This is a genomic window from Streptomyces sp. NPDC021100 (genome assembly GCF_044333095.1).
Classification (GTDB): domain Bacteria; phylum Actinomycetota; class Actinomycetes; order Streptomycetales; family Streptomycetaceae; genus Streptomyces.
This window is the reverse complement of the sequence record NZ_JBIRQH010000007.1, coordinates 32,385-56,838: the sequence shown is the minus strand read 5'-3', so window position 1 is coordinate 56,838 and position 24,454 is coordinate 32,385. Positions and strand designations below refer to the sequence as shown.

General features: G+C 73.2%; 24 protein-coding genes and 1 riboswitch. Of the genes, 12 read left to right on the top strand and 12 right to left on the bottom strand.

The window, feature by feature from the left end; genetic code table 11:
• Positions 1-23 precede the first annotated feature (23 nt).
• Both ACH4PU_RS15635 and ACH4PU_RS15630 read right to left on the bottom strand, forming a co-directional pair.
• On the bottom strand, positions 24-881 hold the full coding sequence (locus ACH4PU_RS15635; RefSeq protein ID WP_398272149.1) for a class I SAM-dependent methyltransferase: 858 nt from the start codon (positions 879-881) through the stop codon (positions 24-26).
• A gap of 355 nt (positions 882-1,236) precedes the next feature.
• The gene (locus ACH4PU_RS15630) at positions 1,237-1,422 is read right to left on the bottom strand and encodes a ribbon-helix-helix protein, CopG family (RefSeq protein WP_398271669.1); all 186 of its coding nucleotides are present in this window, start codon (positions 1,420-1,422) and stop codon (positions 1,237-1,239) included.
• A 333-nt stretch (positions 1,423-1,755) separates the two neighbouring features.
• Here ACH4PU_RS15630 and ACH4PU_RS15625 point away from each other — a divergent pair, with 333 nt between their 5' ends.
• A complete protein-coding gene (locus tag ACH4PU_RS15625) occupies positions 1,756-3,405 on the top strand; it encodes a DNA repair helicase XPB (protein ID WP_398271666.1) in 1,650 nt (549 codons plus the stop codon).
• 18 nt (positions 3,406-3,423) lie between these two features.
• Here the strand turns inward: ACH4PU_RS15625 and ACH4PU_RS15620 are convergent, their stop codons facing one another.
• A complete protein-coding gene (locus ACH4PU_RS15620; protein WP_398271664.1) occupies positions 3,424-3,804 on the bottom strand; it encodes a hypothetical protein in 381 nt (126 codons plus the stop codon).
• Between the two features lie 195 nt (positions 3,805-3,999).
• Here ACH4PU_RS15620 and ACH4PU_RS15615 point away from each other — a divergent pair, with 195 nt between their 5' ends.
• Positions 4,000-4,257, top strand: coding sequence for a hypothetical protein (locus ACH4PU_RS15615; RefSeq protein WP_398271661.1), 258 nt, complete (start codon positions 4,000-4,002; stop codon positions 4,255-4,257).
• Here the strand turns inward: ACH4PU_RS15615 and ACH4PU_RS15610 are convergent.
• On the bottom strand, positions 4,247-4,408 hold the full coding sequence (locus ACH4PU_RS15610; protein WP_398271659.1) for a hypothetical protein: 162 nt from the start codon (positions 4,406-4,408) through the stop codon (positions 4,247-4,249). The two genes, ACH4PU_RS15615 and ACH4PU_RS15610, sit on opposite strands and share 11 nt — an antisense overlap.
• Positions 4,409-4,715: 307 nt before the next feature.
• On the opposite strand from ACH4PU_RS15610, the gene ACH4PU_RS15605 reads away from it, so the two are divergent.
• Both ACH4PU_RS15605 and ACH4PU_RS15600 read left to right on the top strand, forming a co-directional pair.
• A complete protein-coding gene (locus tag ACH4PU_RS15605; protein ID WP_398271657.1) occupies positions 4,716-6,791 on the top strand; it encodes a HelD family protein in 2,076 nt (691 codons plus the stop codon).
• A 236-nt stretch (positions 6,792-7,027) separates the two neighbouring features.
• Positions 7,028-8,155, top strand: a complete 1,128-nt coding sequence (locus tag ACH4PU_RS15600) for an FAD-dependent oxidoreductase (protein ID WP_398271654.1) — start codon at positions 7,028-7,030, stop codon at positions 8,153-8,155.
• Between the two features lie 288 nt (positions 8,156-8,443).
• Here the strand turns inward: ACH4PU_RS15600 and ACH4PU_RS15595 are convergent, their stop codons facing one another.
• The gene (locus tag ACH4PU_RS15595; protein WP_398271652.1) at positions 8,444-8,824 is read right to left on the bottom strand and encodes an ArsR/SmtB family transcription factor; all 381 of its coding nucleotides are present in this window, start codon (positions 8,822-8,824) and stop codon (positions 8,444-8,446) included.
• Between the two features lie 145 nt (positions 8,825-8,969).
• On the opposite strand from ACH4PU_RS15595, the gene ACH4PU_RS15590 reads away from it, so the two are divergent.
• A complete protein-coding gene (locus tag ACH4PU_RS15590; protein ID WP_398271650.1) occupies positions 8,970-10,178 on the top strand; it encodes an MFS transporter in 1,209 nt (402 codons plus the stop codon).
• Between the two features lie 110 nt (positions 10,179-10,288).
• Here the strand turns inward: ACH4PU_RS15590 and ACH4PU_RS15585 are convergent, their stop codons facing one another.
• Complete coding sequence (locus tag ACH4PU_RS15585) at positions 10,289-10,987, bottom strand: copper homeostasis protein CutC (protein WP_398271648.1); 699 nt, start codon at positions 10,985-10,987, stop codon at positions 10,289-10,291.
• Positions 10,988-11,053: 66 nt separating this feature from the next.
• Here ACH4PU_RS15585 and ACH4PU_RS15580 point away from each other — a divergent pair, with 66 nt between their 5' ends.
• Complete coding sequence (locus ACH4PU_RS15580; RefSeq protein ID WP_398271646.1) at positions 11,054-11,764, top strand: hypothetical protein; 711 nt, start codon at positions 11,054-11,056, stop codon at positions 11,762-11,764.
• A 27-nt stretch (positions 11,765-11,791) separates the two neighbouring features.
• Here ACH4PU_RS15580 and ACH4PU_RS15575 read toward each other — a convergent pair whose 3' ends face one another.
• Both ACH4PU_RS15575 and ACH4PU_RS15570 read right to left on the bottom strand, forming a co-directional pair.
• Positions 11,792-12,067 carry a DUF4031 domain-containing protein gene (locus ACH4PU_RS15575; RefSeq protein WP_398271644.1) on the bottom strand — a complete coding sequence of 92 codons (276 nt, stop codon included), beginning with the start codon at positions 12,065-12,067 and terminating at the stop codon, positions 11,792-11,794.
• A gap of 49 nt (positions 12,068-12,116) precedes the next feature.
• Entirely contained in the window at positions 12,117-12,479 is a 363-nt protein-coding gene (locus tag ACH4PU_RS15570) for a hypothetical protein (protein ID WP_398271642.1), read from the bottom strand.
• 62 nt (positions 12,480-12,541) lie between these two features.
• Between ACH4PU_RS15570 and ACH4PU_RS15565 the strand changes: the two genes are divergently transcribed.
• The 3 genes from ACH4PU_RS15565 (at position 12,542) to ACH4PU_RS15555 (ending at position 15,981) form a co-directional block, all read left to right on the top strand.
• Positions 12,542-13,489 carry a MurR/RpiR family transcriptional regulator gene (locus ACH4PU_RS15565; RefSeq protein WP_398271640.1) on the top strand — a complete coding sequence of 316 codons (948 nt, stop codon included), beginning with the start codon at positions 12,542-12,544 and terminating at the stop codon, positions 13,487-13,489.
• 35 nt (positions 13,490-13,524) lie between these two features.
• Complete coding sequence (gene murQ / locus ACH4PU_RS15560; protein WP_398271638.1) at positions 13,525-14,463, top strand: N-acetylmuramic acid 6-phosphate etherase; 939 nt, start codon at positions 13,525-13,527, stop codon at positions 14,461-14,463.
• Between the two features lie 183 nt (positions 14,464-14,646).
• Entirely contained in the window at positions 14,647-15,981 is a 1,335-nt protein-coding gene (locus tag ACH4PU_RS15555; RefSeq protein ID WP_398271636.1) for a PTS transporter subunit EIIC, read from the top strand.
• 48 nt (positions 15,982-16,029) lie between these two features.
• On the opposite strand, the gene groL is transcribed toward ACH4PU_RS15555, so the two are convergent.
• From groL to thrC, 4 genes are all read right to left on the bottom strand, one after another.
• A complete protein-coding gene (gene groL, locus ACH4PU_RS15550; RefSeq protein ID WP_004954155.1) occupies positions 16,030-17,652 on the bottom strand; it encodes a chaperonin GroEL in 1,623 nt (540 codons plus the stop codon).
• Positions 17,653-18,087: 435 nt separating this feature from the next.
• Positions 18,088-18,291, bottom strand: coding sequence for a cold-shock protein (locus ACH4PU_RS15545; RefSeq protein ID WP_004986573.1), 204 nt, complete (start codon positions 18,289-18,291; stop codon positions 18,088-18,090).
• Between the two features lie 479 nt (positions 18,292-18,770).
• Positions 18,771-19,046, bottom strand: coding sequence for a MoaD/ThiS family protein (locus tag ACH4PU_RS15540; protein ID WP_185941515.1), 276 nt, complete (start codon positions 19,044-19,046; stop codon positions 18,771-18,773).
• 307 nt (positions 19,047-19,353) lie between these two features.
• On the bottom strand, positions 19,354-20,634 hold the full coding sequence (gene thrC, locus ACH4PU_RS15535; protein ID WP_398271634.1) for a threonine synthase: 1,281 nt from the start codon (positions 20,632-20,634) through the stop codon (positions 19,354-19,356).
• Between the two features lie 17 nt (positions 20,635-20,651).
• Positions 20,652-20,786: riboswitch (SAM riboswitch) on the bottom strand.
• Positions 20,787-20,950: 164 nt separating this feature from the next.
• On the opposite strand from thrC, the gene ACH4PU_RS15530 reads away from it, so the two are divergent.
• The 3 genes from ACH4PU_RS15530 to ACH4PU_RS15520 all read left to right on the top strand — a co-directional run bounded on the left by ACH4PU_RS15530 (position 20,951) and on the right by ACH4PU_RS15520 (position 24,357).
• Positions 20,951-21,898, top strand: coding sequence for a glucosyl-3-phosphoglycerate synthase (locus tag ACH4PU_RS15530; RefSeq protein ID WP_398271632.1), 948 nt, complete (start codon positions 20,951-20,953; stop codon positions 21,896-21,898).
• Between the two features lie 66 nt (positions 21,899-21,964).
• Complete coding sequence (locus tag ACH4PU_RS15525; RefSeq protein ID WP_398271630.1) at positions 21,965-23,431, top strand: trehalose-6-phosphate synthase; 1,467 nt, start codon at positions 21,965-21,967, stop codon at positions 23,429-23,431.
• Positions 23,432-23,583: 152 nt separating this feature from the next.
• Positions 23,584-24,357 (top strand): hypothetical protein, encoded by a 774-nt coding sequence (locus ACH4PU_RS15520; RefSeq protein ID WP_398271628.1) that lies wholly within the window; start codon positions 23,584-23,586, stop codon positions 24,355-24,357.
• Positions 24,358-24,454 lie beyond the last annotated feature (97 nt).

The following is a 24,454-nucleotide window of genomic DNA, read 5'->3' as shown; positions in this document are numbered from 1 at the left end:
CAGGGGACTACGGGGACTGGTGACTACACCTCCGCGACGAGGAACTGCTCGGCCCGGGGCGGGCGCAGGCCGTCGGGGCGGCCGGCGAAGTACCGTTCGGCCAGCTCGTCCGGCGAGACGTGCGCGGCCTTCGCGAACCCGGCCTCCAGCGCCGCCCGCCGCATCTCCTCGGGCGCGTAGAGGCTGACGAACGGGGTGCCCGACGCGGCGGCGTCGCGCATGATCGTCTCCTGGGCCCGCCGCTGGTCCGGTTCGAGCAGGTCGAGCGGCTGGAGGAACGTCGACGCGAGCACGGAGCCGGGCGCGAGCGCGGCGGCCTGCCGGAGCATCGCGGTGTTGGCCTCGTGGCTGAGGTACATGCTGACACCGGTCGACGCGACGACGGCGGGCCGGTCCGGGTCGAACCCGGCGGCGTTCAGCCGCTCCCACCACGAGTCGCCGGCCTCGAAGTCGACGGGGACGAAGGTCAGCCAGGACGGGATCCCGTGGCCGAGCTCGGCCAGGCGCTCGCGCTTCCACGCCTGGGTACCCGGCTGGTCCACCTCGAACACCCCGACCCGCGCCCCGAGTTCGGGCCGGCGCTGGGCGAAGGTGTCCAGGCCGGCGCCGAGGATGACGTACTGCGTCACCCCGGCGTCGGCGCGTTCCGCGACCAGGTCCTCGACGAACCGGGCACGGGCGACCATGGACGCCCGGACGCCGTCGACGCCCGGCATGGTCATGTCCCCGCGCTTGCGCCAGCCCGGGCCGGGACCGGCGAGCTCCAGCCCGATCTCGTCACTGAGCACGTGCGGCGGCGCGTCGGCCTGAACGTGCAGGGCGCGCCAGAGGGCGACGCGGACGGCGGTGGGATCGGGGACGGTGCGCCGCGGGTCAGCCATGGTGGTGCTCCCCTCCGTCGTTCCCTCGGGGAGCGGCGCTTCGAGGGCGACGGCCCGGCCGTCGGGGTCGAGGACCAGCGCCTGCCGCACGCCCCAGTGCGTCGGCGTGAACGGCTCGGCGAACTCCAGCGCGCGAGCGGGCGCGAACGCGTCGGCGTCCGCGACGGTGAGCACGGGCCTCGTCACGAGCTCCCGTTCGTGCTGCTCGACGATGAACACATACGGTCCGCCGGCCGGGTGCTGCCACTGGCCGGAGCCGTGGTCGGTCTCCAGCACGCTCTCGTAGCCCAGCGATTTCCAGAACGCCGCCGTCGCCCCGTAGTTGCGGGTCTCGACCAGGAATCCCCGGATGCCGTCAGTCGTCATGCGCAGTCCCCTCCCCGGCGTCCTCGTCCGCGAGGCGCCGGAAGTACTCGGTCAGGGCCGTCTCGACGATCGAGGAGAGCGATCGTTCGGTGTCGACGGCGTGGTGTTTGACCTCTCGGATGAGGTCGGTGGGCAGGTAGACGTTGAACTGCTTCACCTGGCGGTCGGCGGGCATGGCTAGGATGCTAGCAATCTAGGGTGGGGGTGGGAAGGGCGCCCCGGACCCGCCCCTTCGCCGCTTCCTGGGGCTGCGCCCCAGACCCCCTTGTCGCGGCTTCGCCGCTCGTCCTCAAGCGCCGGACGGGGCTGGATTTTGCGCCCGGACGCACGATTCAGCCCGTCCGGCGCTTGAGGACAACCGCGCGAAGCGCGGTTTCAGGGGGTCCGGGGCCCTCCCCGCAAGAAACGGAGAAAGGGCGGGACCGGGGCACTCCATCCCCGCTCACCCGCGGCGTCCCCGCCGCATGCGGCACACTGGACGTTTGGCCCCACGGAAGGACGGACGTACGTGAACGGACCGCTGATCGTCCAGTCGGACAAGACGCTCCTCCTGGAGGTCGACCACGACCAGGCCGAGGCCTGCCGCCGGGCGATCGCGCCCTTCGCCGAGCTGGAGCGCGCCCCCGAGCACGTGCACACGTACCGGGTGACGCCGCTCGGCCTGTGGAACGCGCGGGCGGCCGGGCACGACGCCGAGCAGGTCGTCGACGCGCTCGTCACCCACTCCCGGTACCCGGTGCCGCACGCGCTGCTCGTGGACATCGCCGAGACGATGGCGCGGTACGGGCGGCTGCGGCTGCTGAAGCACCCGGTGCACGGGCTGGTCCTGGAGACCACGGACCGGCCGGTGCTGGAGGAGATCCTGCGGTCGAAGAAGATCAAGCCGCTGGTGGGCGAGCGGATCGACCCCGACACCGTCGCCGTGCACCCGTCCGAGCGCGGCCAGATCAAGCAGGCGCTGCTCAAGCTCGGCTGGCCCGCCGAGGACCTGGCCGGGTACGTGGACGGCGAGGCGCACCCGATCGAGCTGCGCGAGGACGGCTGGGCGCTGCGCCCGTACCAGCGGCAGGCCGTCGACGGCTTCTGGCACGGTGGCTCCGGCGTCGTCGTGCTGCCCTGCGGGGCGGGGAAGACGCTGGTCGGGGCGGGGGCGATGGCCGAGGCCAAGGCGACGACGCTGATCCTCGTCACGAACACGGTCTCGGCGCGGCAGTGGAAGCACGAGCTGGTGAAGCGGACGTCGCTCACCGAGGACGAGATCGGCGAGTACAGCGGGACGCGGAAGGAGATCCGTCCGGTCACCATCGCCACGTACCAGGTGCTGACGACCAAGCGGAAGGGGATCTATCCCCACCTGGAGCTGTTCGACTCCCGTGACTGGGGTCTGGTCGTCTACGACGAGGTGCACCTGCTGCCCGCGCCGGTCTTCAAGTTCACCGCCGACCTCCAGGCCCGGCGGCGGCTCGGGCTGACGGCGACGCTCGTCCGGGAGGACGGGCGGGAGTCGGACGTGTTCTCGCTGATCGGGCCGAAGCGGTTCGACGCGCCGTGGAAGGAGATCGAGGCGCAGGGCTACATCGCGCCCGCCGACTGCGTCGAGGTCCGCGTCAACCTCACGGACGGGGAGCGGCTGGCGTACGCGACGGCCGAGGCGGAGGAGAAGTACCGCTTCTGCGCGACGACGGCCACGAAGCGGAAGGTCACCGAGGCGCTGGTGCGGCGGCACGCGGGTGAGCAGACGCTGGTCATCGGCCAGTACATCGACCAGCTCGACGAGCTGGGCGAGCACCTGAACGCGCCCGTCATCAAGGGCGAGACGAGCAACGCGCAGCGCGAGAAGCTCTTCGACGCGTTCCGGCAGGGCGAGATCTCGGTGCTCGTCGTCTCGAAGGTCGCGAACTTCTCCATCGACCTGCCGGAGGCGACGGTCGCCATCCAGGTCTCCGGCACGTTCGGCTCCCGCCAGGAGGAGGCCCAGCGGCTCGGCCGCGTCCTCCGTCCGAAGGCGGACGGCCACGAGGCGCGCTTCTACTCGGTCGTCGCCCGCGACACCATCGACCAGGACTTCGCGGCCCACCGGCAGCGGTTCCTGGCGGAGCAGGGGTACGCGTACCGGATCGTGGACGCGGACGAGCTGCTGGCGGGGGACGACGCCTGAGGGTGTTCGCGGCCCCCGTCAGACGACGCAGATCCACGCGATCATGACGGAGGCGAAGAGCAGGGCCGGCAGGAGCAGCAGGGCGGCCCCGGTCACCGCGAACGTGACGCGGCCGAACCGCGCACTCTCCCGGTGCGGCAGCAGCCAGGCCAGCGCCAGGGCGACGAGGCCCGCGAACGCCATCGTCGCCACGCCGGAGCGCCGGTCGTCGAGGCCGAACTCGTCGATGCTGAGCGCGTAGAAGAGCAGCGCGGGTACGCAGAGGAGGGACGCGACGGCGGGCGGTTTCGCCCAGCGCTCGTCGGCGGGCCCCAGACGCCGGTCGATCCCGCGGCACAGTCGGCGGAACCCCCCGGGCGGGGTGGCGGTGGCGGACTTTCTCGTGGTCTGAGTGGCCATGCCGCCATCCCATCGCCCGGGCGACGGCGGGCGGATCGGGGCGGGTACTCAGTCCGCGGGAGTAGGGGTACTCAAGTAGGTGGGCCGGAGGAAACAGCTCCGCTCGGTAGCCTGTCCGGAGCATCGGCCACGGCGCCGAGGGGACAGTGCCCCACCAGGACGTCCACGAGGTGCTCTACACCGAACCGGCGGCGCGTGGACGTGACCGCCCTCGGCCCGGCGCGCAGGGCCTCCTTCGAGAAGGCCGTGGAGCTCCTGGCGAGGGACCCCTACACCGAGCTGTCCCGTCCCGTCGGGGTCGGTGGGCAGGGCCGGGAGATCCGGCTCACCTCGCAGATCGTGGCGGAGTACACGGTGTCCCGGGGACGGCTGCTGCTGGTCGTGCTGCGGATCTTCGACGACGCGGACATCCTCCTGGTGGAGGACTGGCACAGCCTTGTCGTCAGCGCTTGACCAGCGCTTCCTCCCCCTCGAAGCGGCCGAGGAGGACGACGCTGACGGCCGTGCCGGCGAACACCTTGAGGGCGTGGAAGGCGTGGGAGAGGGCGGTGGCGGCGCCGTGCTCGGCGCCCTGGGCGGCTGAGGTGATCCCTGCGGTGGTCATGTATCCATGATGCGAGCCACGGGGCCGCCGGACATCGCCCTCGCGGTGTAACCGCGGGAGCCCCGCCGTACGACTCAGGGATCATGCCTACCCCTACGGGAGATGGACCTCAACCCTGAGAGCCACCCAGGGGCGGGAAGGCCACGAGAGGGGCGCGCGGGAAATCATTGGCGCCACCCCGCCCCCGTCCGTAGAATCGCGCACTTCCGCCTCCCGCCGCGTGTCCCGGGAGCGCCGCCGCCCGGACGGAAACCGGCCGGCCCCCGCTCGTACGTAGCCCGCAGCCAGCCGCCCTGGAGGCCATGCCGTGCCCGCGCACGCCCCCGACCAGCACGAAACGACCGCACTCGACCCGCTCACCCGCGAGCGCGCCCATCTCGCCGCCTCCCGCGCCGCGTTGCGCGCGATGCGGGAGGACGTCGAGGCGCTCGACATCAAGGACGTCACGGCCAACTGGGTCAACGCGGAGGTCCTCAACCGCCAGATCGAGGAGCGCATCACGGCGCTCGCCGATCTCGCGCACGCCCCCCTCTTCTTCGGGCGGCTGGACTACGAGGAGGCGCCGGCCGACGCGACGGGGGAAGGCGGCGGCGAGGAGCGGTTCTACATCGGGCGGCGGCACGTGCACGACGCGCACGGCGACCCCATGGTCGTCGACTGGCGCGCACCCGTCTCGCAGCCGTTCTACCGGGCGTCGAAGAAGGAGCCGCAGGGGGTCGGCCGGCGCCGCCGCTTCGGGTACACCGGCGGCGAGTTGACGGCGTACGAGGACGAGGACCTGACGGACCCGTCGGGCGCCGAGCGGGCGAGCGCGCTGCTCCAGGCGGAGATCGAGCGCCCGCGCGTCGGCCCGATGCGGGACATCGTCGCGACGATCCAGCCGGAGCAGGACGAGATCGTTCGCGCCGGGATCGGCGGCACGGTGTGCGTCCAGGGAGCGCCCGGCACCGGGAAGACGGCGGTGGGCCTGCACCGCGTCGCGTACCTGCTCTACGCCCACCGGGAGCGGCTCGCCCGCACCGGCACGCTGGTTATCGGGCCGAACCGGTCCTTCCTCCGCTATATCGAGCAAGTCCTGCCCGCCCTCGGTGAGTTGAACGTGGCACAGGCCACGGTGGACGACCTGGTCGCGCATGTAGAAGTACGCGGGACGGACTCCGCCGGGGCGGCGACGGTCAAGGGCGACGCACGGATGGCGGAGGTGCTGCGGCGCGCGGTCAGGGCGGGCGTGACGATGCCGGTGGACCCGGTGGTCGTCGTGCGCGGCTCGCGGCGCTGGCGCGTCCCGGCGTACGAGGTGGAGGAGATCGTCCGCGAGCTCCTCGCCCGCGACATCCGCTACGGCGCCGCCCGCGAGGCCCTGCCGCAGCGCATCGCGCACGCCGTGCTCGTCCGGATGGAGCAGGCCGGCGAGGCGCCGGACGACCGCGTGCAGGACGCGGTGGCCCGCAACCCCGCCGTGAAGGCGGCGGTCAAGGCCGTCTGGCCGGCCGTCGACCCGGCGAAGCTGGTGCTGCGGCTGCTGTCGGAGCCGGAGTTCCTGGCCGAGCACGCGGCGGGCCTGCTGACGGAGGACGAGCAGCGGGCCGTGCTGTGGGCGAAGCCCGCGCGGAGCGTGCGGACGGCCAAGTGGTCGGCGGCGGACGCGGTGCTGATCGACGAGGCGACCGACCTCGTCCAGCGGACGCCCTCGCTCGGGCACGTGGTGCTGGACGAGGCGCAGGACCTGTCCCCGATGCAGTACCGCGCGGTCGGCCGCCGCTGCACCACCGGTTCCGCGACCGTACTCGGCGACATCGCGCAGGGCACCACGCCCTGGGCGACGGCGAGTTGGCGCGAGGCGCTCGCCCACCTGGGCAAGCCGGACGCGGCCGTCGAGGAGCTGACGCAGGGCTTCCGCGTCCCCCGCGAGGTGATCGCCTACGCGTCACGGCTGCTGCCCGCCATCGCCCCCGGACTGTCCGAGGCGACGTCGGTGCGCGAGGCCGCCGGCGACTTCGCGGTCCGGGCCGTCGACGAACCCGCCGCGCTGGACGACGCGGTGGTCGCCGCCTGCCGCTCCGCGCTCCGCCGCGAAGGTTCCATCGGCCTGATCGCCGCGGACGCCCGCATTCCCACCCTCGCGGCGGCCCTCGCCGGGGCCGGACTCCCCCACCTCGCCCCGGGCGAGGAGACGTCCGCCGACGCCCGCCTCACCCTCGTCCCGGCCTCCCTGGCCAAGGGCCTGGAGTACGACCACGTCGTCCTCGACGAGCCCGCAGCCGTCGTCGCCGGCGAACCGGACGAACGCACCGGCCTGCGGCGGCTGTACGTGGCCCTCACCCGAGCGGTGTCCGGCCTGACGGTGCTGCACGCGGAGCCGCTGCCGACGGCTTTGGGGTGAGGTCGCCGCGACATCGGCACGGACACCGGTATCGGCCGGTTGTCGGGGGGTGTCGACGGCGGTCGGCGGACTGTCGGTGATCTGTCGGCGAGCGGCGGGACATTGAAGCAGGTCGGGGCCGGTCGTCACCGGTACCGGCCATCGGCATCGCAGTGTCCCGGCCCACCGGGGCGGCGCTCCCGGCGTTGATCCGCCGCGGAAGCCGCCCGACGGGCCACGATCAGGAAGGCAGTCCCATGACCACCGAAGTGACGATCATCGGCGCCGGTCTCGGCGGGCTCGTGCTCGCCCGCGTCCTGCACGTCCACGGCATACCGGCGGCTGTCTACGAGGCGGAGTCCTCCCCGGCCGCGCGTTCACAGGGCGGGATGTTCGACATCCACGACTACAACGGCCAAATCGCGCTCGCGGCGGCCGGGTTGATGGACGAGTTCCGAGGGATCATCCTGGAGGGCCGCCAGGCCATGCGGGTACTCGCGCCGGACGGGAGCGTGCTGTTCGACAAGAGCGACGACGGCACAGGGGGCCGGCCCGAGGTGCAGCGCGCCGAGTTGCGGCAGATCCTGCTCGACTCGCTCCCGGCCGGCACCGTCCGGTGGGGGCACAAGGTCACCGGCGCCCGCACGCTCGGGGACGGCCGGCACGAGGTGACGTTCGCCGGCGGCGGCACCGTCGTGACGAACCTGCTGGTCGGCGCGGACGGCGCGTGGTCGCGGGTCCGTCCGCTGCTCACCGCCGTCGAACCGGAGTACAGCGGCAGGTCGGTCGTCGAGACCTACCTGTACGACGCCGGTACCCGGCACCCCGCCGTCGCGAAGGCGGTCGGCGGCGGGTCGATGATCGCGGCCAAGCCGGGCCGGGAGATCTTCGCGCACCGGGAGAAGGGCGACACGCTGCACGGCTACGTGGGCGTGGTCGAGCCGCTGGAGTGGTTCGCCGGCATCGACTTCACCGACGCCGCCACGGCTCCCGCGGCCACCGCGCGGATCGCGCGGGAGTTCGACGGCTGGGCGCCCGAGCTCACCGCGCTGATCACGGACAGCGACGTCACGCCGGTCCTGCGGCCCCTCTACGCCCTGCCGCCCGGGCACCGGTGGGAGCGGGTGCCGGGGGTGACCCTGCTCGGCGACGCCGCCCACCTCGCGGTCCCGAACGGCGAGGGCGCCAACCTGGCGATGCTCGACGGCGCCGAGCTCGGCCAGGCGCTCGCGGCGCACCCCGGCGACGCCGAGGCCGCGTTCACGGCGTACGAGCAGGCCATGTTCCCGCGCAGCGCCGAGGCCGCCGCGTTCGGCGAGGACGGGGACGAGGACCCGATCCAGGGTCTGCTCGCCGCCGCCGGCGGGGACGGGCAGTCCCGGTAGGGCGTCCGGGGTCCGACCGCGGCCGACCGGGTCCGACGAGGTCGGGCGCCCGGGGCCCGGGAAACATCGGGCGCCCGGGCGGCGGCGGGCACCTGGGGCCGGGCGACGCGCCACGCGCCGTCACTCCGCGCGTACGGCCCGCCCGTCGCCTCGGCGCGTACGGCCCGCCCGTCACCCCGGCGCGTCCGCACATCAACGCATCCGCGCGTCCGCGCATCCGCGAGCCCGGGCCGCCCGAGCCGCCCGGCCGGCCGCACGCAGCCCGGGCGCGGGCCCGGCGACCCGCCGTCACACGGCTCCGTCGCCCCCGGCCACCCCCGCACCGGTCACCTCGCCGGCCTCCCCACTGGCCGTCAGCAGCGCGTCGACCAGCCCCGGGAAGCGCGCGTCGAGGTCGGCGCGGCGGACGGTGACGCGACGGTTGCGGCCGACCGCGCGGGTGGACGTGACGCCGGCCTCGCGCAGGACCCGCATGTGGTGCGAGACCGTCGACTTGTGCAGGTGGCCGACGCCGAGCCGGACGGAGTCGCAGTCGCACTGCTCGTCCGTGCTCATGACGCGGAACAGGTGCAGGCGGACCGGGTCACCCAGCGCGCCGAGGACCTTCTCCAGCCGGATGTCCTCGACATCGGGCTGCGGCAGCAGCTCTCCCTCCACGGTCGTCACCATTCCCACCTTCCGTCACGGGAGCGCCGGACCACCGGAGTCGAGGACATGACGGAGGCCCGCATTTTTGTTTGACAGGGATCCAACAATCTCTATTGTTTGACGCACGTCCAACCTTACCTGCCCGGAACTGCCCGGAAGGACTCCCGTGCGTCTCCGCCTGTTCCTGCTCGCCCTCGGCGCGTTCGCCGTCGGCACCGACTCCATGGTCATGACCGGCATCCTCGACGGCATCGCCGACGACCTCGGTACCTCCCTCGCCGCCGCCGGACAGCTCGTCACCGTCTTCGGCCTGGCGTACGCGCTGCTCGCGCCCGTCCTCGCCACGGTGACCGCCCGCTGGGACCGGCGGCGGGTGCTCTTCACCGCGCTCGCGGTGTTCACGCTCGCGAACGCCCTCAGCGCGCTCGCCCCGGGCTACGGAACGCTCCTCGCCACCCGGATCCTCGCCGCCGCCGGCGCCGCGCTCTACACCCCGACGGCCAACGCCGTCGCCACCACCCTCGTCCCGCCGGAGCGGCGCGGGCGCGCCATCGCGACCGTGCTCGGCGGCATGACCGTGGCCACCGTGCTGGGCGTCCCCTTGGGCGCCTACCTCGGACGCGCCGACTGGCGCTGGACGATGTGGCTGGTCACCGCCCTGGGCGCCGCCGCGCTCACGGGCCTCGCCGCGCTGCTGCGCGACCTGCCCACCCTCACGGGCGCACCCGGCATACGGGAACGCCTGGCGCCGCTGCGCAACCGCCAGGTGATCGCGGGGACGTTCACGACGTTCCTCGTCTTCGTCGCCGTCAACTCCATCTACATCTACCTGGCGACGGCGGTCCGCCCGGCGACGGGCGGCGACCAGGACCGGCTCTCCCTGATCCTGCTGGTCTCCGGCCTCGCGTCGATGGCGGGCAACTGGCTGGGCGGCCGGCTCGTCGACCGGCTGGGCGTCCGCGCGGTCCTGCTCACCGGCGGCGTCCTCGGGGCCCTCGCGTACGGATCCCTGCCGCTGCTCTCCGGCTCGATGCCCGGGGCGCTCTGCTACGCCGTCGTCAGCCCGCTCGTGGGCTGGTCGATGGCCGTCGCCCTGCCGCACCGCCTGGTCTCCGTCGACCCGCCGAGCGCGCCCCTGCTGATGTCGCTGAACAGCAGCGCGCTCTACCTCGGGCTGGCGGCGGCGGGGGTCGTGGGGAGCACGGCGATCGACGTGCTCGGGGGGCGGTGGTTCCCGATGGTGTCGGTGGTGGCGATGGCGGGCGCGGTGGCCGTCACGCTGATGACGGTCCGGCGGTCACCCCGGCCGCGGGCCGCGGAGGCACACCTCGATCCCACCCCTTCGCCGCTTCCTGAGGTTGCGCCCGCCGAATAGCCCGTCCGGCGTGTGAGGACTGGGAGGAGCCCGCAGGGCGCTTCGGGGGTGCGGGGGCCGAGCCCCCGCGAGAAACGGTGAAAGGGCGGGTCCGGGGCACCCCGAACCCCCTACTCCCCCAACACCTCACGCCAAGCCCGGACCGCCGCCACATCCACCGCCGCGTCCCAGCCCCCCGGCCGCGACGCCCCCCCGATATGGAACCCATCGATACCGGCCTCCAACAACACCGGCACATGCTTCAACTTCAGCCCCCCGCCCACAAGAATCCGCGGCTCATACCCGGGCTCGTCCCCCCGCGCCGCCTCCGCCAGCAGCACGGAAAGCCCGTCGTCCACCCCGGACGCCGAGCCGGCCGTGAGGTACGTGTCGAGGCCAGGCCGGTCGGCCAGCTGCTTCCGCAGGGCATCGCGATCGGCCGCCCGGTCGATCGCCCGGTGGAACGTCCACCGGGCACCGGGCCCGAGCACGTCGCACAGCGCGTCGACGGCGGCGAGGTCCGCGCGCCCGTCCTCCCCGAGGAACCCGAGGACGAACTCCTCGGCGCCCGCCGCCCGCAGCGCGCCCGCCGCGGCGCACAGCGCGTCGAGTTCCGCCGCGCCGCCGGCGCCGAAACCGTCGGAGGACCGCAGCATCACGCGGACGGGGATGTCGACGGCCTCCCGCACCCGCGCGAAGGTCTCCAGCGAGGGGGTCAGGCCGTCGGCCGCCATGTCGCTGACCAGTTCCAGCCGGTCCGCCCCGCCGGCCCGCGCCGCCACCGCGTCCGCCGCGTCCAGCGCGATCACTTCGAGAATTGGTCTAGACATGTAACAAGGGTGCCACACCGGCGCCCGCCGAGGAAGCACGCCCCTCGGTTGCACCACAATGGCCCCATGGCCACCCCCGCCGAGCAGCCAGAGCAGCCAGAGCAGCCCCTCGAAGCCCGCTGGGCCGACGCCGTCCGCACGGCCCGGGGCCCGGGCCCCGACGCCCCGGACACCGACGACCCGGACGTCGGCCCCCCTGACCTCGCCCGCTACGCCGCCGACCTCCTCTCCCGCTGGTCGGAGCCGCAGCGCCGCTACCACACCACCGCCCACCTCACCGCCGTCCTCGACCGCGTCGACGAACTCGCCGAGCACGCGCGATCCGCCCGCGACCTCGCCGCCGTCCGCCTCGCCGCCTGGTTCCACGACGCGGTCTACCTGCCCGAACGCTCGACCAACGAGGAGCGCAGCGCCCGCCTCGCGGGCCGCGCCCTGGCGGAGCTCGGGGTGCCCGAGGACGTCACCGCCGAGGTCGTCCGGCTCGTCCTGCTGACCGTCGGCCACGACCCGGCCCCCGGCGACCGCAACGGCGAGCTGCTGTGCGACGCCGACCTCGCCGTTCTCGGCGGGACCCCCGAGGCGTACGCGACGTACGCGGCAGAAGTGCGCCAGGAGTACGGCTTCGTGCCCGACGAGGCGTTCCGGGCCGGCCGCGCGGCCGTCCTGCGCCAACTGCTCGGCCTGCCCCGGCTGTTCCGCACCCCGCGCGGGTACGAACGGTGGGAGCGCGCCGCCCGGCACAACCTCACGACGGAGCTCGCGCTGCTCACCACGTAGCGCGGACCCGGCAAAGGGCCGCCGCGCTCAGGCCGGCCGCGCCCCCGGCCGCTTCCGCCTCCGCAGCCCCGCCGCCCACAGCAGCCGCACCACGTCCCGGCTGCGCACCTCCACCGCGCCGAGCCGCACCGCGTCCGCGTAGGAGGACGCCGCCACGTCGTAGTGGTCGCCGTCGAAGGCCCGCCCGGGCAGGCCCATGCGGGCGGCGAACGCGTGCAACTCGTCGAAGCTCACGTCGCTCACCAGGTGCGACCACATGCGGCCGTGCCCCGGCCACTGCGGCGGGTCGATGTAGAGGGTCACTCGATCGCCTTCGATTCCACGCTCGTCACCCGCTCCGCCGACCGCTCCGTCAGCCGCGCAGGGCCGACGACAGATGCCCGACGGGCGCCACGATCACCGCCTGCTTCGTACAGGCCCAGTGCGGGTCCGGGCCCAGCTCCGGCTCGACCTCCAGGGCGTGCGGGTCGCCCGAGTCCGTGCAGACCGGGCACAGCGGCCAGCGGCCGTGCCGCTCCAGCAGCGCGTCCTGGACGTCCTGGGCGATCAGCCCGGCGACGAAGGCCACGCCCTCCGGCCACTGCTCGACCCACCACCGCCGGCCGGCCACCGCGTCCTCCACCAGCGAGACCACGTCCGGGTCGGCCACGCCCCCGGCGGTCAGGTCGGCGAGGACGAGCGCCCGGGCCGCGTGCAGTGCTTGTTCGAGCTCCATTGCCCCATTGTCCGGGACGCGAATGGTTGACGGCACATCCGGCTGAAAATACCTTTCATCGGGTGAGCAGCGATCCGAAGGAAATCGCCGAACGCCGTCTCCCACCGCTGCGCAGGCCCGTCGCCCCGCCCGCTCCCGGCGTGCTCGCCGCCAAGGTCCGCACGCTCGCGCCGACCATGACCCGCTCCATGCGGCGCGTCGCCGACGCCCTCGTCGCCGACCCGGCGGGCTCCGCCGCCCTGACCGTCACCGGGCTCGCCCAGCGCACCGGCACCAGCGAGGCCACCGTCGTCCGCACCGCCCGCGTGCTCGGCTACCCCGGCTACCGCCAGCTGCGCCTCGCGCTCGCCGCGCTGGCCGCGGAACGGGCGGCGGGCCGGGCACCGGCCGTCACGGCGGACATCGCCGTGGACGACCCGCTGCCGAGCGTGGTCGCCAAGCTCGCGCACGACGAGGCGCAGTGCCTCGCCGACACGGCGGCCGGGCTCGACACCACCGCCCTGGAGGCGGCGGTGGCCGCGCTCGCCGCCGCCCGGCGCGTCGACGTCTACGGCATCGGCGCGTCCAACCTCGTCGGCCAGGACCTCGTCCAGAAGCTCCTGCGCATCGGCGTGGTCGCGCACGCCCCCGCCGACCCCCACCTCGCCGTCACCAACGCCGTCCAGCTGCGCTCCGGCGACGTCGCCATCGCCATCACCCACTCGGGCCGGACGACCGACGTCATCGAACCCCTGCGGGTCGCCTTCGAGCACGGCGCCACCACCGTCGCCGTCACCGGCGACCCGGCGGGCGGCATCGGCCAGTACGCGGACCACGTCCTCGCCACGTCCACGGCCCGGGAGAGCGAGCTCCGCCCGGCCGCCATGTCCAGCCGGACCAGCCAACTGCTGGTCGTGGACTGCCTGTTCATCGGCGTCGCGCAGCGGACGTACGAGCGGGCCGCGCCCGCCCTCTCCGCCTCCTACGAGGCGCTCGCCCACCGCCACGCCGCGCGCCCCGACCCGCGCTGACCCGAGACGCTGACCCGAGACCGAGCGAGGCCACCATGTCGTCGTCCCCCGCCCACGCCGCCCTCCGCGCCCAGCTCGCCCACCTCACCACGGAGGCGTTCCGCCCCGAACTGGCGGACATCGACCGGCTGCCGACCCTGGACATCGCGACCGTCATGAACGCCGACGACGCGACGGTCGCCACCGCCGTCGCCGGCCGGCTGCCCGCCATCGCCGCCGCCATCGACGCCACCGCCGAACGGATGGCACGCGGCGGCCGGCTGGTCTACGCGGGCGCGGGGACGGCGGGACGGCTCGGGGTGCTGGACGCCAGCGAGTGCCCGCCGACGTTCGCCACCGAGCCCGGCCGGGTGGTCGGCCTGGTCGCGGGCGGCCCGGAGGCGCTGGTGACGGCCGTCGAAGGCGCGGAGGACGACGCGGCCGCCGCCGCGGCCGACCTCGCCGCGCTGGCCCTCACCCCCGACGACACGGTCGTCGGCGTCTCCGCCTCCGGCCGCACCCCGTACGCGGTCGCCGCCGTCACCCGGGCCCGCGCGGCCGGCGCCCTCACCATCGGCCTCTCCTGCAACGAGCACTCCGCCCTCGGCGCCGCCGCCGACCACCCCATCGAGATCGTCGTCGGCCCCGAACTCCTCACCGGCTCCACCCGCCTCAAGGCCGGCACCGCCCAGAAGCTGGTCCTCAACATGATCTCGACCATCACCATGATCCGCCTCGGCAAGACGTACGGGAATCTGATGGTCGACCTCCGCGCCTCGAACGCGAAGCTGCGGGCTCGGTCGCGGCATATCGTCGCGCTCGCGACGGGGGCGGACGACGCCGAGATCGAGGCGGCCCTGACGGCCACGGGGGGTGAGGTCAAGGACGCGATCCTGGTCCTCCTGGGCGGCGTGGACGCTGCCGCCGCCGGCCGGTTGCTGGAGGAGGCCGGCGGGCACCTGCGGGTGGCGTTGGAGGCAGCGCGGGGGAGGTGAGCCCCGGTCCCGCCCTTTCACCGTTTCTGCGGGGAGGGCCCCGCGCCCCCTGAAACCGCGCTCCGCGCGGTTGTCCTCAAACTCCCCCAGAGGGGGCACCTCCCAGCGGTAGCTGGGGGAGAAAGGGCGGGACCGGGGCACCCCACCGTTACAAACGGCGCCCCCGCGTGGGACACATCCTCCATGCCCACCGAGCAGCACCTCGCCACCACCCTCCTCCCCCTCCTCGGAGGCCCCACCAACCTCCGCACCCTCACCCACTGCATGACCCGCCTCCGCGCAGACGTGGCGGACCCCGCCCTCGTCCGGACGGCGGACCTCCGGGCCATCCCCGGCGTCCTCGGCGTGATCATGGACGGCTCGGCCGTACAGGTCGTCCTGGGGCCGGGGACGGTCACCCGGGTGGCCGCCGCCCTCCGCGCCGAGCGCCGGGCGCGCACCACCGCCCCCACCAAACAAGCCCTCCGCCGCGTAGCCCAGATCTTCGTCCCCCTCATCCCCGCCCTGATCGGCTGCGGCATCATCGCCGGCCTCGCCGGCCTGCTCGCCAATCTCCGGTGGGTGCCCGCCCTCGTGCCGGCGCTGAACGCCGTCGCGTCCGGGTTCATGGCGCTGATCGGCGTCTTCGTCGGGTACCAGACGGCGAAGGAGTTCGGCGGGACGCCGGTCCTCGGCGGAGCCGTCGCGGCGGTGGCCGTCTGGCCCGGAGTAACACAAGTCGACGCCTACGGCCGAGGGTTGACGCCCGGACAGGGCGGGGTTCTCGGGGCCCTCGCCGCGGCGCTGCTGGCCGTGGCCGTGGAGCGGGCGTGCCGGCGCGTCGTGCCCGAGGCGCTGGACGTCCTGGTCACTCCGGCGCTCACGGTGCTGCTGCCGGGGCTGGCGACGCTGTACGGGCTGATGTGGGCGGCGGGTGAAGCGTCAAGCGCGGTGGGGCGGTTCGCGGACTGGCTGATGTCGCACGGGGGCGCCGTGGCCGGATTCGTGCTCGGCGGGCTGTTCCTGCCGCTGGTGATGCTGGGGCTGCATCAGGCCCTGATCCCGGTGCACGCCACGCTGATCGCCGAGCGGGGCAGCACGGTCCTGCTGCCGATCCTCGCCATGGCGGGCGCGGGCCAGGTGGGGGCGGCGGTCGCCGTCTACCTGCGGCTGCCGGACGACATCCCGGTGCGGCGGACGGTGCGTTCGGCCCTCCCGGCGGGACTGCTGGGCGTCGGCGAGCCGTTGGTCTACGGGGTGTCGCTGCCGCTGGGGCGGCCCTTCGCGACGGCCTGTGTGGGAGGCGCCTTCGGCGGCGGGTTCGTGGGGTTCATGGCACAGGGCGGGAGCGGCAGCGTGGGGGCGACGGCGATCGGGCCGTCCGGCTGGGCGTTGTTCCCGCTGCTCAGAGGGGATCACGGGGCGGTCGAGGCGGTGGCGGTGTATGCGGCGGGGCTGCTGGTCGGGTACGCGGCCGGCTTCCTCGCCACGTACTTCTTCGGCTTTCCCCGGAAACGCCCGAGGGCGGCATCCCCGTGATGGGGATGCCGCCCTCGGTCTGCTTCAGGACTGGCGAGCCGGGTCGGCTCAGAAGTCCATCTCGCCACCGGGCATGCCGCCCGGAGCGGCCGCGGCGGCCTTCTCCGGCTTGTCGGCGATGACGGCCTCGGTGGTGAGGAAGAGCGCCGCGATGGAGGCGGCGTTCTGCAGGGCGGAGCGGGTGACCTTCGCCGGGTCGATGATGCCCTCGGCGATCATGTCGACGTACTCGCCGGTCGCGGCGTTGAGGCCGTGGCCGACGGTCAGGTTGCGGACCTTCTCCACGACGACGCCGCCCTCGAGACCACCGTTGACGGCGATCTGCTTGAGCGGGGCCTCCAGGGCCAGCTTGACGGCGTTGGCACCGGTGGCCTCGTCGCCCTCGAGCTCCAGCTTCTCGAACACCTGGGAGGCCTGGAGCAGGGCCACGCCACCACCGGCGACGATGCCCTCCTCGACGGCCGCCTTCGCGTTGCGAACGGCGTCCTCGATGCGGTGCTTGCGCTCCTTGAGCTCGACCTCGGTCGCGGCACCGGCCTTGATGACGGCCACGCCGCCGGCCAGCTTCGCGAGGCGCTCCTGGAGCTTCTCGCGGTCGTAGTCCGAGTCGCTGTTCTCGATCTCGGCGCGGATCTGGTTGACGCGGCCCTGGACCTGGTCGCTGTCACCGGCACCGTCGACGATGGTCGTCTCGTCCTTGGTGATGACGACCTTGCGGGCGCGGCCGAGCAGGTCGAGACCGGCGTTCTCCAGCTTGAGGCCGACCTCCTCGGAGATGACCGTGCCACCGGTGAGGATGGCGATGTCGCCGAGCATGGCCTTGCGGCGGTCGCCGAAGCCCGGGGCCTTGACGGCGACGGACTTGAAGGTGCCGCGGATCTTGTTGACGACCAGGGTCGACAGGGCCTCGCCCTCGACGTCCTCGGCGATGATCAGCAGCGGCTTGCCGGACTGCATGACCTTCTCGAGGAGCGGCAGCAGGTCCTTGACCGAGCTGATCTTCGAGTTGACGATCAGGATGTACGGGTCGTCGAGGGACGCCTCCATACGCTCCATGTCGGTGGCGAAGTACGCCGAGATGTAGCCCTTGTCGAAGCGCATACCCTCGGTGAGCTCCAGCTCCAGACCGAAGGTCTGGGACTCCTCGACGGTGATGACGCCTTCCTTGCCGACCTTGTCCATCGCCTCGGCGATGAGCTCGCCGATCTGGGTGTCGGCGGCGGAGATGGAGGCCGTGGAGGCGATCTGCTCCTTGGTCTCCACGTCCTTCGCCTGCTCCAGGAGGGCGGCGGAGACGGCCTCGACGGCCTTCTCGATACCGCGCTTCAGGGCCATGGGGTTGGCACCGGCGGCCACGTTGCGCAGACCCTCGCGGACCAGCGCCTGGGCGAGGACGGTCGCGGTCGTCGTGCCGTCACCGGCGACGTCGTCCGTCTTCTTCGCGACCTCCTTGACCAGCTCGGCGCCGATCTTCTCGTACGGGTCCTCCAGCTCGATCTCCTTGGCGATGGAGACACCATCGTTGGTGATCGTGGGGGCGCCCCACTTCTTCTCAAGGACGACGTTGCGGCCCTTGGGGCCGAGGGTGACCTTGACGGCGTCGGCGAGCTGGTTCATACCGCGCTCAAGGCCGCGCCGCGCCTCCTCGTCGAACGCGATGATCTTGGCCATGTGAAGTGGTCCTCCCGGACTGGGGGTGGATTGCTCCGGACCGCACAGGCGCCCGCGACGGACGGCCCACATGCTCGGCGGTTCCTTGCCCCGCCGGGCCCGTGGACCTCACCGACGGTCCAAGTCTGTCACTCTCACTGGGAGAGTGCTAAGCCAATGATTAGCACTCGGCACCTCCGAGTGCAAGCGTCCTTCCGAAGACCGGGGTCATCCCGGACACCGTCCCGGAGGGGTTCCGGACCTCGTTTCGAACGGATCCCGGGGGCGCCCCGGAGACCCTTCCCAGCCCAAGGCCGACGCACTCCCCCGCGCCGCCGACCCGGACGGCCGAACAGGCCGACCACCGAACAGATGAACGGACATGACAAAGGGGTCCGCACCTCCCGGTGCGGACCCCTTCGGCAGACTGAGCGATCGGTGGTCGATGCGCCGCGGTCAGGCGGTCACCCTCACCATGTCGGCCTGAGGTCCCTTCTGGCCCTGCGAGATCTCGAACTCGACTCGCTGCCCCTCTTCCAGGGTGCGGTAGCCGTCCATCTGAATCGCGCTGTAGTGGACGAAAACATCCGCACCACCGTCGACCGCGATGAAGCCGTACCCCTTCTCCGCGTTGAACCACTTGACGGTGCCCTGAGCCATGCCTAACTCCCCTATTACTGGCCCTTGCGCAGGACCGCACTTCGCGGACCCGGGTCAGACCTCACCCCTTGTGACACCGAGGGGTGTGCGCCGGAACGCGTCGACCGCGGCTGAATGTATCTGCACGGATGCCGTCTGCAACAGGTCAGACGGACGAGAAATACCGGCGTCGCCGAGCGGCGATATCTGCCCAACAGGGGATGTTCCAGGGCAAGTCGGGCCGGACATACGCCAGCCAACCCGACAATTCGCGCACCTAATTCCTGCGCAACTTGACGGGTTCTCATATGCGTTCGGCTCTGACACCGGAGGGGGAACGTCCCAACTGTATCGCGCTTCAACAGACGGAATCGCCCCGTCCGCTTAGCGGTCGGGGCGATTCACGGTTCGCGTGTGGTTCGCGTGTGGTTCCCGTTGCCGGATGCGTCTCTCGTTGCAGCCGAGCGCCCGGAGTCGTGGGCGCTCAGCGTCGCGGGCGCTCAGCCGCCCGCCACCGCCGGGATGATCGACACGCCCGCGCCGTCCGGGGTCGCCGCGGCCAGACCGCCTTCGAAGCGGACGTCGTCGTCGTTGACGTAGACGTTGACGAAGCGGCGCAGTTTGCCGGCGTCGTCGAGGAGGCGGGCGGCGATGCCCGGGTGGTTCTTCTCCAGGTCGCCGATCACCTCGGAGAGGGTGGATCCCTGGGCCGGGACTTCGGCGCGGCCGTCGGTGTAGGTGCGGAGGATGGTGGGGATGCGGACGGTGACGCTCATGGGGTGCCCTTTCTTGTGAGTGGTGTGGCGCGTGTGCGTGCGCGGAGAGAGGGGTTGCGGCCGCGGGTGGGGTGCCCCAGTCCCGCCCTTTCTCCCCCAGCTACCGCTGGGAGGTGCCCCCGGTTTCTTGCGGGGGCAAGCCCCCGCACCCCCTGAAACCGCGCTCCGCGCGGTTGTCCTCAAACGCCGGACGGGCTGGACAGTCAGCCCGTCCGGCGTTTGAGGACGAGCGGCGAAGCCGCGACAAGCGGGGTCTGGGGCGGCAGCCCCAGGAAACGGCGAAAGGGTGGGACCGGGGCCGGCCCCCCTACCCCAGCCCCGCCTCCCGGAACGCCCCCAGGCTCGGCCTGATCGTCACCGACGGCCCCGCCGCCACCGCGTCCAGCGTCTTCAGCCCGTCCCCCGTGTTCAGCACCACGGTCGTCAGCGAAGGATCCAGCACCCCCGACTCCAGCAGCTTCCGCGTGACGCCCACCGTCACGCCCCCCGCCGTCTCCGCGAAGATCCCCTCCGTGCGGGCGAGCAGCCGGATCGCGTCCACGATCTCCGGGTCCGTGACGTCCTCGACGGCACCGCCCGTACGCCGTGCGATGTCGAGCACGTACGGCCCGTCGGCCGGGTTCCCGATGGCCAGGGACTTGGCGATCGTGTCGGGCTTGACCGGGCGGACCACGTCCTGGCCGTCCTTGAAGGCGCGGGAGACCGGGGAGCAGCCCTCGGCCTGGGCGCCGAAGACGCGGTACGGGCGGTCTTCGACCAGCCCGAGGGCGATCAGCTCCCGCAGCCCCTTGTCGATCTTCGTGAGCTGGGAGCCGGAGGCGATGGGGATGACGAGCTGGTCGGGCAGCCGCCAGCCGAGCTGTTCGCAGATCTCGTAGGCGAGGGTCTTGGAGCCCTCGCCGTAGTAGGGGCGGAGGTTGACGTTGACGAAGCCCCAGCCCTCGCCCAGCGGGTCGCCGATGAGTTCGGAGCAGAAGCGGTTGACGTCGTCGTACGTCCCCTCGATGCCGACGAGGTCGCCGCCGTAGACGGCGGCCATGACGACCTTGCCGGCCTCCAGGTCGTGCGGGATGAAGACGCAGGACCGGAGCCCGGCGCGGGCGGCCGCCGCGCCCACCGCGCCGGCCAGGTTGCCGGTCGAGGAGCAGGACAGCGTGGTGAACCCGAAGGCGCGCGCCGCCTCCACCGCGACCGCGACGACGCGGTCCTTGAAGGAGTGCGTGGGGTTGCCCGAGTCGTCCTTGACGTACAGCTCGCCGGTGACGCCCAGTTCCCCGGCCAGGTTGTCGGCACGGACGAGCTGGGTGAAGCCGGGCCGGAGGTTGGGCCGGGAGGCGACGTCGGCGGGGACGGGCAGCAGCGGCGCGTACCGCCAGATGTTCGCGGGACCGGACTCGATGCGCCGCCGCAGGCCCTCGGGGTCGCCGAGCGGCAGCTCGTAGGCGACCTCCAGCGGGCCGAAGCAGGAGGTGCAGGCGAAGACCGGCCCGAGGGGGACGCGCTCGCCGCACTCGCGGCAGGACAGCGCGACGGCGGGACCAAAGGAAGCAGCGGCGGAAGTGACGCTTTCGACGGCTTGCACAGCCATGGAGGCGAGGCCCTTTCTCCTCATCTTCCCCGTGGCGAACCTCGCCACGAGACGGAATTGGCACCTTCCCCGCCGGGAGCCTCACGAGGAGACCGGCTGGAGGGTTGCCGGGGCTTCAACGGGCCGTGTCCCTCTGCCCCTCTGGATGAGCGGTATGGCACTGGGCGGGGCCCAGGCGTTTGTGCGCGCGGCACCCCCGACATACGGGCGCGCTCCGCGTTGTTCAAGACTGTATCGGAAGGTGCGGCGCGGCGAGAGGGCCGTCCCGCACCGCGAGACAGACCCCCACACCGTTCACAAGCGAGGAGTCGTTCACGTGCTGGAAGAGGTGGAGCGCTGGCTGTCCCGGCGGTCCTGGACCGCGGCGGACCGCCCGCTCGACCGGCTGCTCGCCGCGAAGCGCGCGACGGGCACCACGGTCAGCGTCGTCCTGCCCGCGCTGAACGAGGAGGCCACGGTCGGGGACATCGCCGCCGCGATCCGCCGCGACCTCATGACGGACGAGGTGCCGCTCGTCGACGAGCTGGTGGTCCTCGACTCCGGTTCGACGGACGGCACGGCCCGGGTCGCCGCGGCGGCCGGGGCCCGGGTCGAGCACCGGGACGCCGTGCTCCCCGGCCTGCCCGCCGTCCCCGGCAAGGGCGAGGTGCTGTGGCGGTCCCTGCTGGTGACCTCCGGCGACGTCGTCTGCTTCATCGACGCCGACCTGCGCGACTTCTCGTCCGCCTTCGTCTCCGGGATCGTCGGCCCGCTGCTGACCGACCCGGACGTGGACTTCGTCAAGGCGATGTACGACCGCCCGCTGGGCGAGGCGGCGGGCCAGGGCGGCCGGGTGACGGAGCTGGTCGCCCGCCCGCTGCTCAACCTGCACTGGCCGCGGCTGGCCGGTTTCGTACAGCCGCTGGGCGGCGAGTACGCGGCCCGGCGCTCGCTGCTGGAGCGGCTGCCGTTCCCCGTCGGCTACGGCGTGGAGCTCGGCCTGCTCGTCGACGCGCTGCACACGGTGGGCCTGGACGCGCTGGCCCAGGTCGACGTCGGGGTGCGCAAGCACCGCCACCAGGACGGGCGGGCGCTGGGCCGGATGGCCGCCGCCATCTACCGCACCGCCCAGCTGCGGCTGGGCCGCGAGCCGCTGGTGCGCCCGGAACTGACCCAGTTCGAGCGCACGGCGGAGGGTTTCGTCCCGCGGACGTACCCGGTGGACACCGAGGAACGCCCGCCGATGGCCCAGATCCCCGAGTACGCGCGGCACCGCGCGGCGTAGGCAGGGGAGCGGGCAAGAGGGGGAGGCGTACGTTTGAGCGGATGGCGGCGTGGCAAGGCTCGCGTCATGGTCGCTGAGCACGTGCAGAACGCCCCCATCGTCGTGGCATCCAACCGCGGCCCGGTCTCCTACCGGGTCGCCGAGGACGGATCCCTGACCTCCGGCCGGGGCGGCGGTGGCCTGGTCTCCGGCCTCAGCGCCATCGGTACGGACTCCGGCGCGGTGTGGGTCTGCGCCGCGCTCGGCGAGGGCGACCGGCTCGCCGCCCGCCGCGCGGGCCGCCGGCTCGACCCGGCCGACACCGGCGGGTACGGAGTGCGGATGCTCGACGTCCCGGCCGAGACCTTCGCCGCCGCGTACAACGGGATCGCCAACTCGGTGCTGTGGTTCGTCCACCACCTGCTCTACCAGACGCCGCTGGAGCCCGTCTTCGACGCCGGGTTCCGCGAGCGGTGGGCCGCGTACGAGACGTACAACGCCGCTTTCGCGGACGCGCTCGCCGAGGAGGCCGCCGAGGGCGCGGCGGTGCTCGTCCAGGACTACCACCTGACGCTGGTCCCGGGCCTGCTCCGCGAGCGCCGCCCCGACCTGCGCATCAGCCACTTCTCGCACACCCCCTGGGCGCCGCCGGACTACTACCGGATGCTCCCCGACGACGTGGCCGCGCAGGTGCTCCGCGGCATCCTGGGCGGCGACCGCGCGGCGTTCCTCACCCGCCGCTGGGCCGACGCGTTCGCCGCCTGCTGCGCCGACGTCCTCGGCGCGGAGGTCGTCCGCGCGAACGACGGGACGGCGACGGCCGTGCGCCTCGGCGGCCGGACGACCCTGCTCGGCGTCCACGGCCTGGGCGCGGACGCCGCCTTCCTGCGCGAGCGCGCCCACCGGCCGGACGTCGAGGAGCGGATGGCCGCGCTGCGCGAGCAGGTCGGGGCCGGCCGCCGGACGATCGTCCGCGTGGACCGCACCGAGCTGTCGAAGAACATCGTCCGCGGCCTGCACGCCTTCCGGCGGCTCCTGGAGGACCACCCGCAGTGGCACGAGCGCGTCGTGCACATCGCGTTCGCGTACCCGTCGCGGCAGGACCTGACCGTCTACCGCGACTACACGGCGGAGGTCGAGCGCGTCGCCGGCCTGATCAACGAGGAGTTCGGGACGCCCGGGTGGCAGCCGGTCGCCCTGCACGTCAAGGACGACTTCGCGCGCTCCCTCGCGGCCTACCGGATGGCGGACGTCGCCCTGGTCAACCCGATCCGCGACGGGATGAACCTGGTCGCCAAGGAGGTGCCGGTCGTCTCCGACGACGGCTGCGCGCTGGTGCTCTCGCGGGAGGCGGGGGCCGCCGCGGAGCTGGGCGCGGACGCGATCGTCGTCAACCCGTACGACGTCGAGGCCACGGCCCGCGCCCTGCACGAGGCGCTGCTGATGGACCCCGGGCAGCGCGCCGACCGGTCGAAGCGGCTGGCCGCGGCGGCGACGGCGCTGCCGCCGGCGCGCTGGTTCGTCGAACAGCTGGACGCGCTGCGGGCGTTGTAGCGCGGGAGGGCAGGGGACGGGCCCCGAGGCCGAGGGACGGAACCGGAGGTCACGGGGCGGGAGGGGCATCGGGGCGTGTGGCGGGCTGCCGTGCGCGCCGGTGTGCTTCGGCCGCCCGACTGACGGGCGGTGCGGACGGGTAGTCATGGGGCATGTCGATCGCACCTCGCTGGGTGGCCGTTGCCGCCACGGCCGCCGTCCTCGCCGTGACCACTGCCGGTTGTTCGTCGGATTCCGATGACGGGAAGTCGGACGCCAAGGCCGGCAAGGGGGCCTCGGCCACCGGTACGGCCTCGCCCTCCGGGCCCGACGCGGCCAAGGGGCCGTCCTCGTCCGCCGGATCCGGCCCGGATTCCGGCGACGGGTCGGTGCCGGCCGGGCCGGGCCCCCAGTCCTCGTACACCGTGCAGAAGCAGCCCGCTCCCGGTACGTGCACCTACCGCTATACGACGGCCAAGGAGCCGCTGCCCGACCCCAAGTGCACCCCCGGGGCGACCAACCCCAAGGTCACCCCGGACACGCTCAAGACGACCATCTGCCGCGGCGGCTACACCAAGGACATCAGGCCGCCCGTGAACATCACGAATCGCGAGAAGACCGCCAACGCGGCTTCCTACGGCTACAAGAAGTCGCTGCGCGACGCCGAATACGACCATCTCATCAGCCTCCAGCTCGGCGGCGACCCCAACGACGCGCGCAACCTGTGGGTAGAGCCGCCCTCCCCCGGCCACAAGGACGGCGCGGGCCCCAACAACCCCAAGGACGTCGTCGAGACGAAGCTGAAGAACGCGATCTGCTCGGGCAAGGCGGACCTGCGGAAGGCACAGCAGGCCATCGCCCGGGACTGGACGACCGCGCTGGCGGCGGTCGGCGTCAAGGACGACGGGAAGGCGCGCCGGGAGGGGGCCGACGCGGACGGAGAGTGAGAGGAACGGGACGGGGGCGGGACGGGGGCGCGGAACAGGGGCGTCAGGGGACGAGGAGGGGACGGGAAGGGCGGCTACGGGAAGAACCGGGGACGCG

Excerpts from the sequence above, each read along its gene's own strand:
- ACH4PU_RS15580 (WP_398271646.1), top strand. The coding sequence starts at position 11,054 with ATGGCCACCCCCGCCGAGCAGCCAGAGCAGCCAGAGCAGCCCCTCGAA.
- ACH4PU_RS15600 (WP_398271654.1), top strand. The coding sequence starts at position 7,028 with ATGACCACCGAAGTGACGATCATCGGCGCCGGTCTCGGCGGGCTCGTG.
- ACH4PU_RS15630 (WP_398271669.1), bottom strand. The coding sequence starts at position 1,422 with ATGCCCGCCGACCGCCAGGTGAAGCAGTTCAACGTCTACCTGCCCACC.
- ACH4PU_RS15525 (WP_398271630.1), top strand. The coding sequence starts at position 21,965 with ATGGTCGCTGAGCACGTGCAGAACGCCCCCATCGTCGTGGCATCCAAC.
- ACH4PU_RS15545 (WP_004986573.1), bottom strand. The coding sequence starts at position 18,291 with ATGGCTCAGGGCACCGTCAAGTGGTTCAACGCGGAGAAGGGGTACGGC.
- ACH4PU_RS15520 (WP_398271628.1), top strand. The coding sequence starts at position 23,584 with ATGTCGATCGCACCTCGCTGGGTGGCCGTTGCCGCCACGGCCGCCGTC.
- ACH4PU_RS15570 (WP_398271642.1), bottom strand. The coding sequence starts at position 12,479 with ATGGAGCTCGAACAAGCACTGCACGCGGCCCGGGCGCTCGTCCTCGCC.
- murQ (WP_398271638.1), top strand. The coding sequence starts at position 13,525 with ATGTCGTCGTCCCCCGCCCACGCCGCCCTCCGCGCCCAGCTCGCCCAC.
- thrC (WP_398271634.1), bottom strand. The coding sequence starts at position 20,634 with ATGGCTGTGCAAGCCGTCGAAAGCGTCACTTCCGCCGCTGCTTCCTTT.
- ACH4PU_RS15555 (WP_398271636.1), top strand. The coding sequence starts at position 14,647 with ATGCCCACCGAGCAGCACCTCGCCACCACCCTCCTCCCCCTCCTCGGA.
- ACH4PU_RS15610 (WP_398271659.1), bottom strand. The coding sequence starts at position 4,408 with ATGACCACCGCAGGGATCACCTCAGCCGCCCAGGGCGCCGAGCACGGC.
- ACH4PU_RS15595 (WP_398271652.1), bottom strand. The coding sequence starts at position 8,824 with ATGGTGACGACCGTGGAGGGAGAGCTGCTGCCGCAGCCCGATGTCGAG.
- groL (WP_004954155.1), bottom strand. The coding sequence starts at position 17,652 with ATGGCCAAGATCATCGCGTTCGACGAGGAGGCGCGGCGCGGCCTTGAG.
- ACH4PU_RS15620 (WP_398271664.1), bottom strand. The coding sequence starts at position 3,804 with ATGGCCACTCAGACCACGAGAAAGTCCGCCACCGCCACCCCGCCCGGG.
- ACH4PU_RS15585 (WP_398271648.1), bottom strand. The coding sequence starts at position 10,987 with ATGTCTAGACCAATTCTCGAAGTGATCGCGCTGGACGCGGCGGACGCG.
- ACH4PU_RS15540 (WP_185941515.1), bottom strand. The coding sequence starts at position 19,046 with ATGAGCGTCACCGTCCGCATCCCCACCATCCTCCGCACCTACACCGAC.
- ACH4PU_RS15635 (WP_398272149.1), bottom strand. The coding sequence starts at position 881 with ATGGCTGACCCGCGGCGCACCGTCCCCGATCCCACCGCCGTCCGCGTC.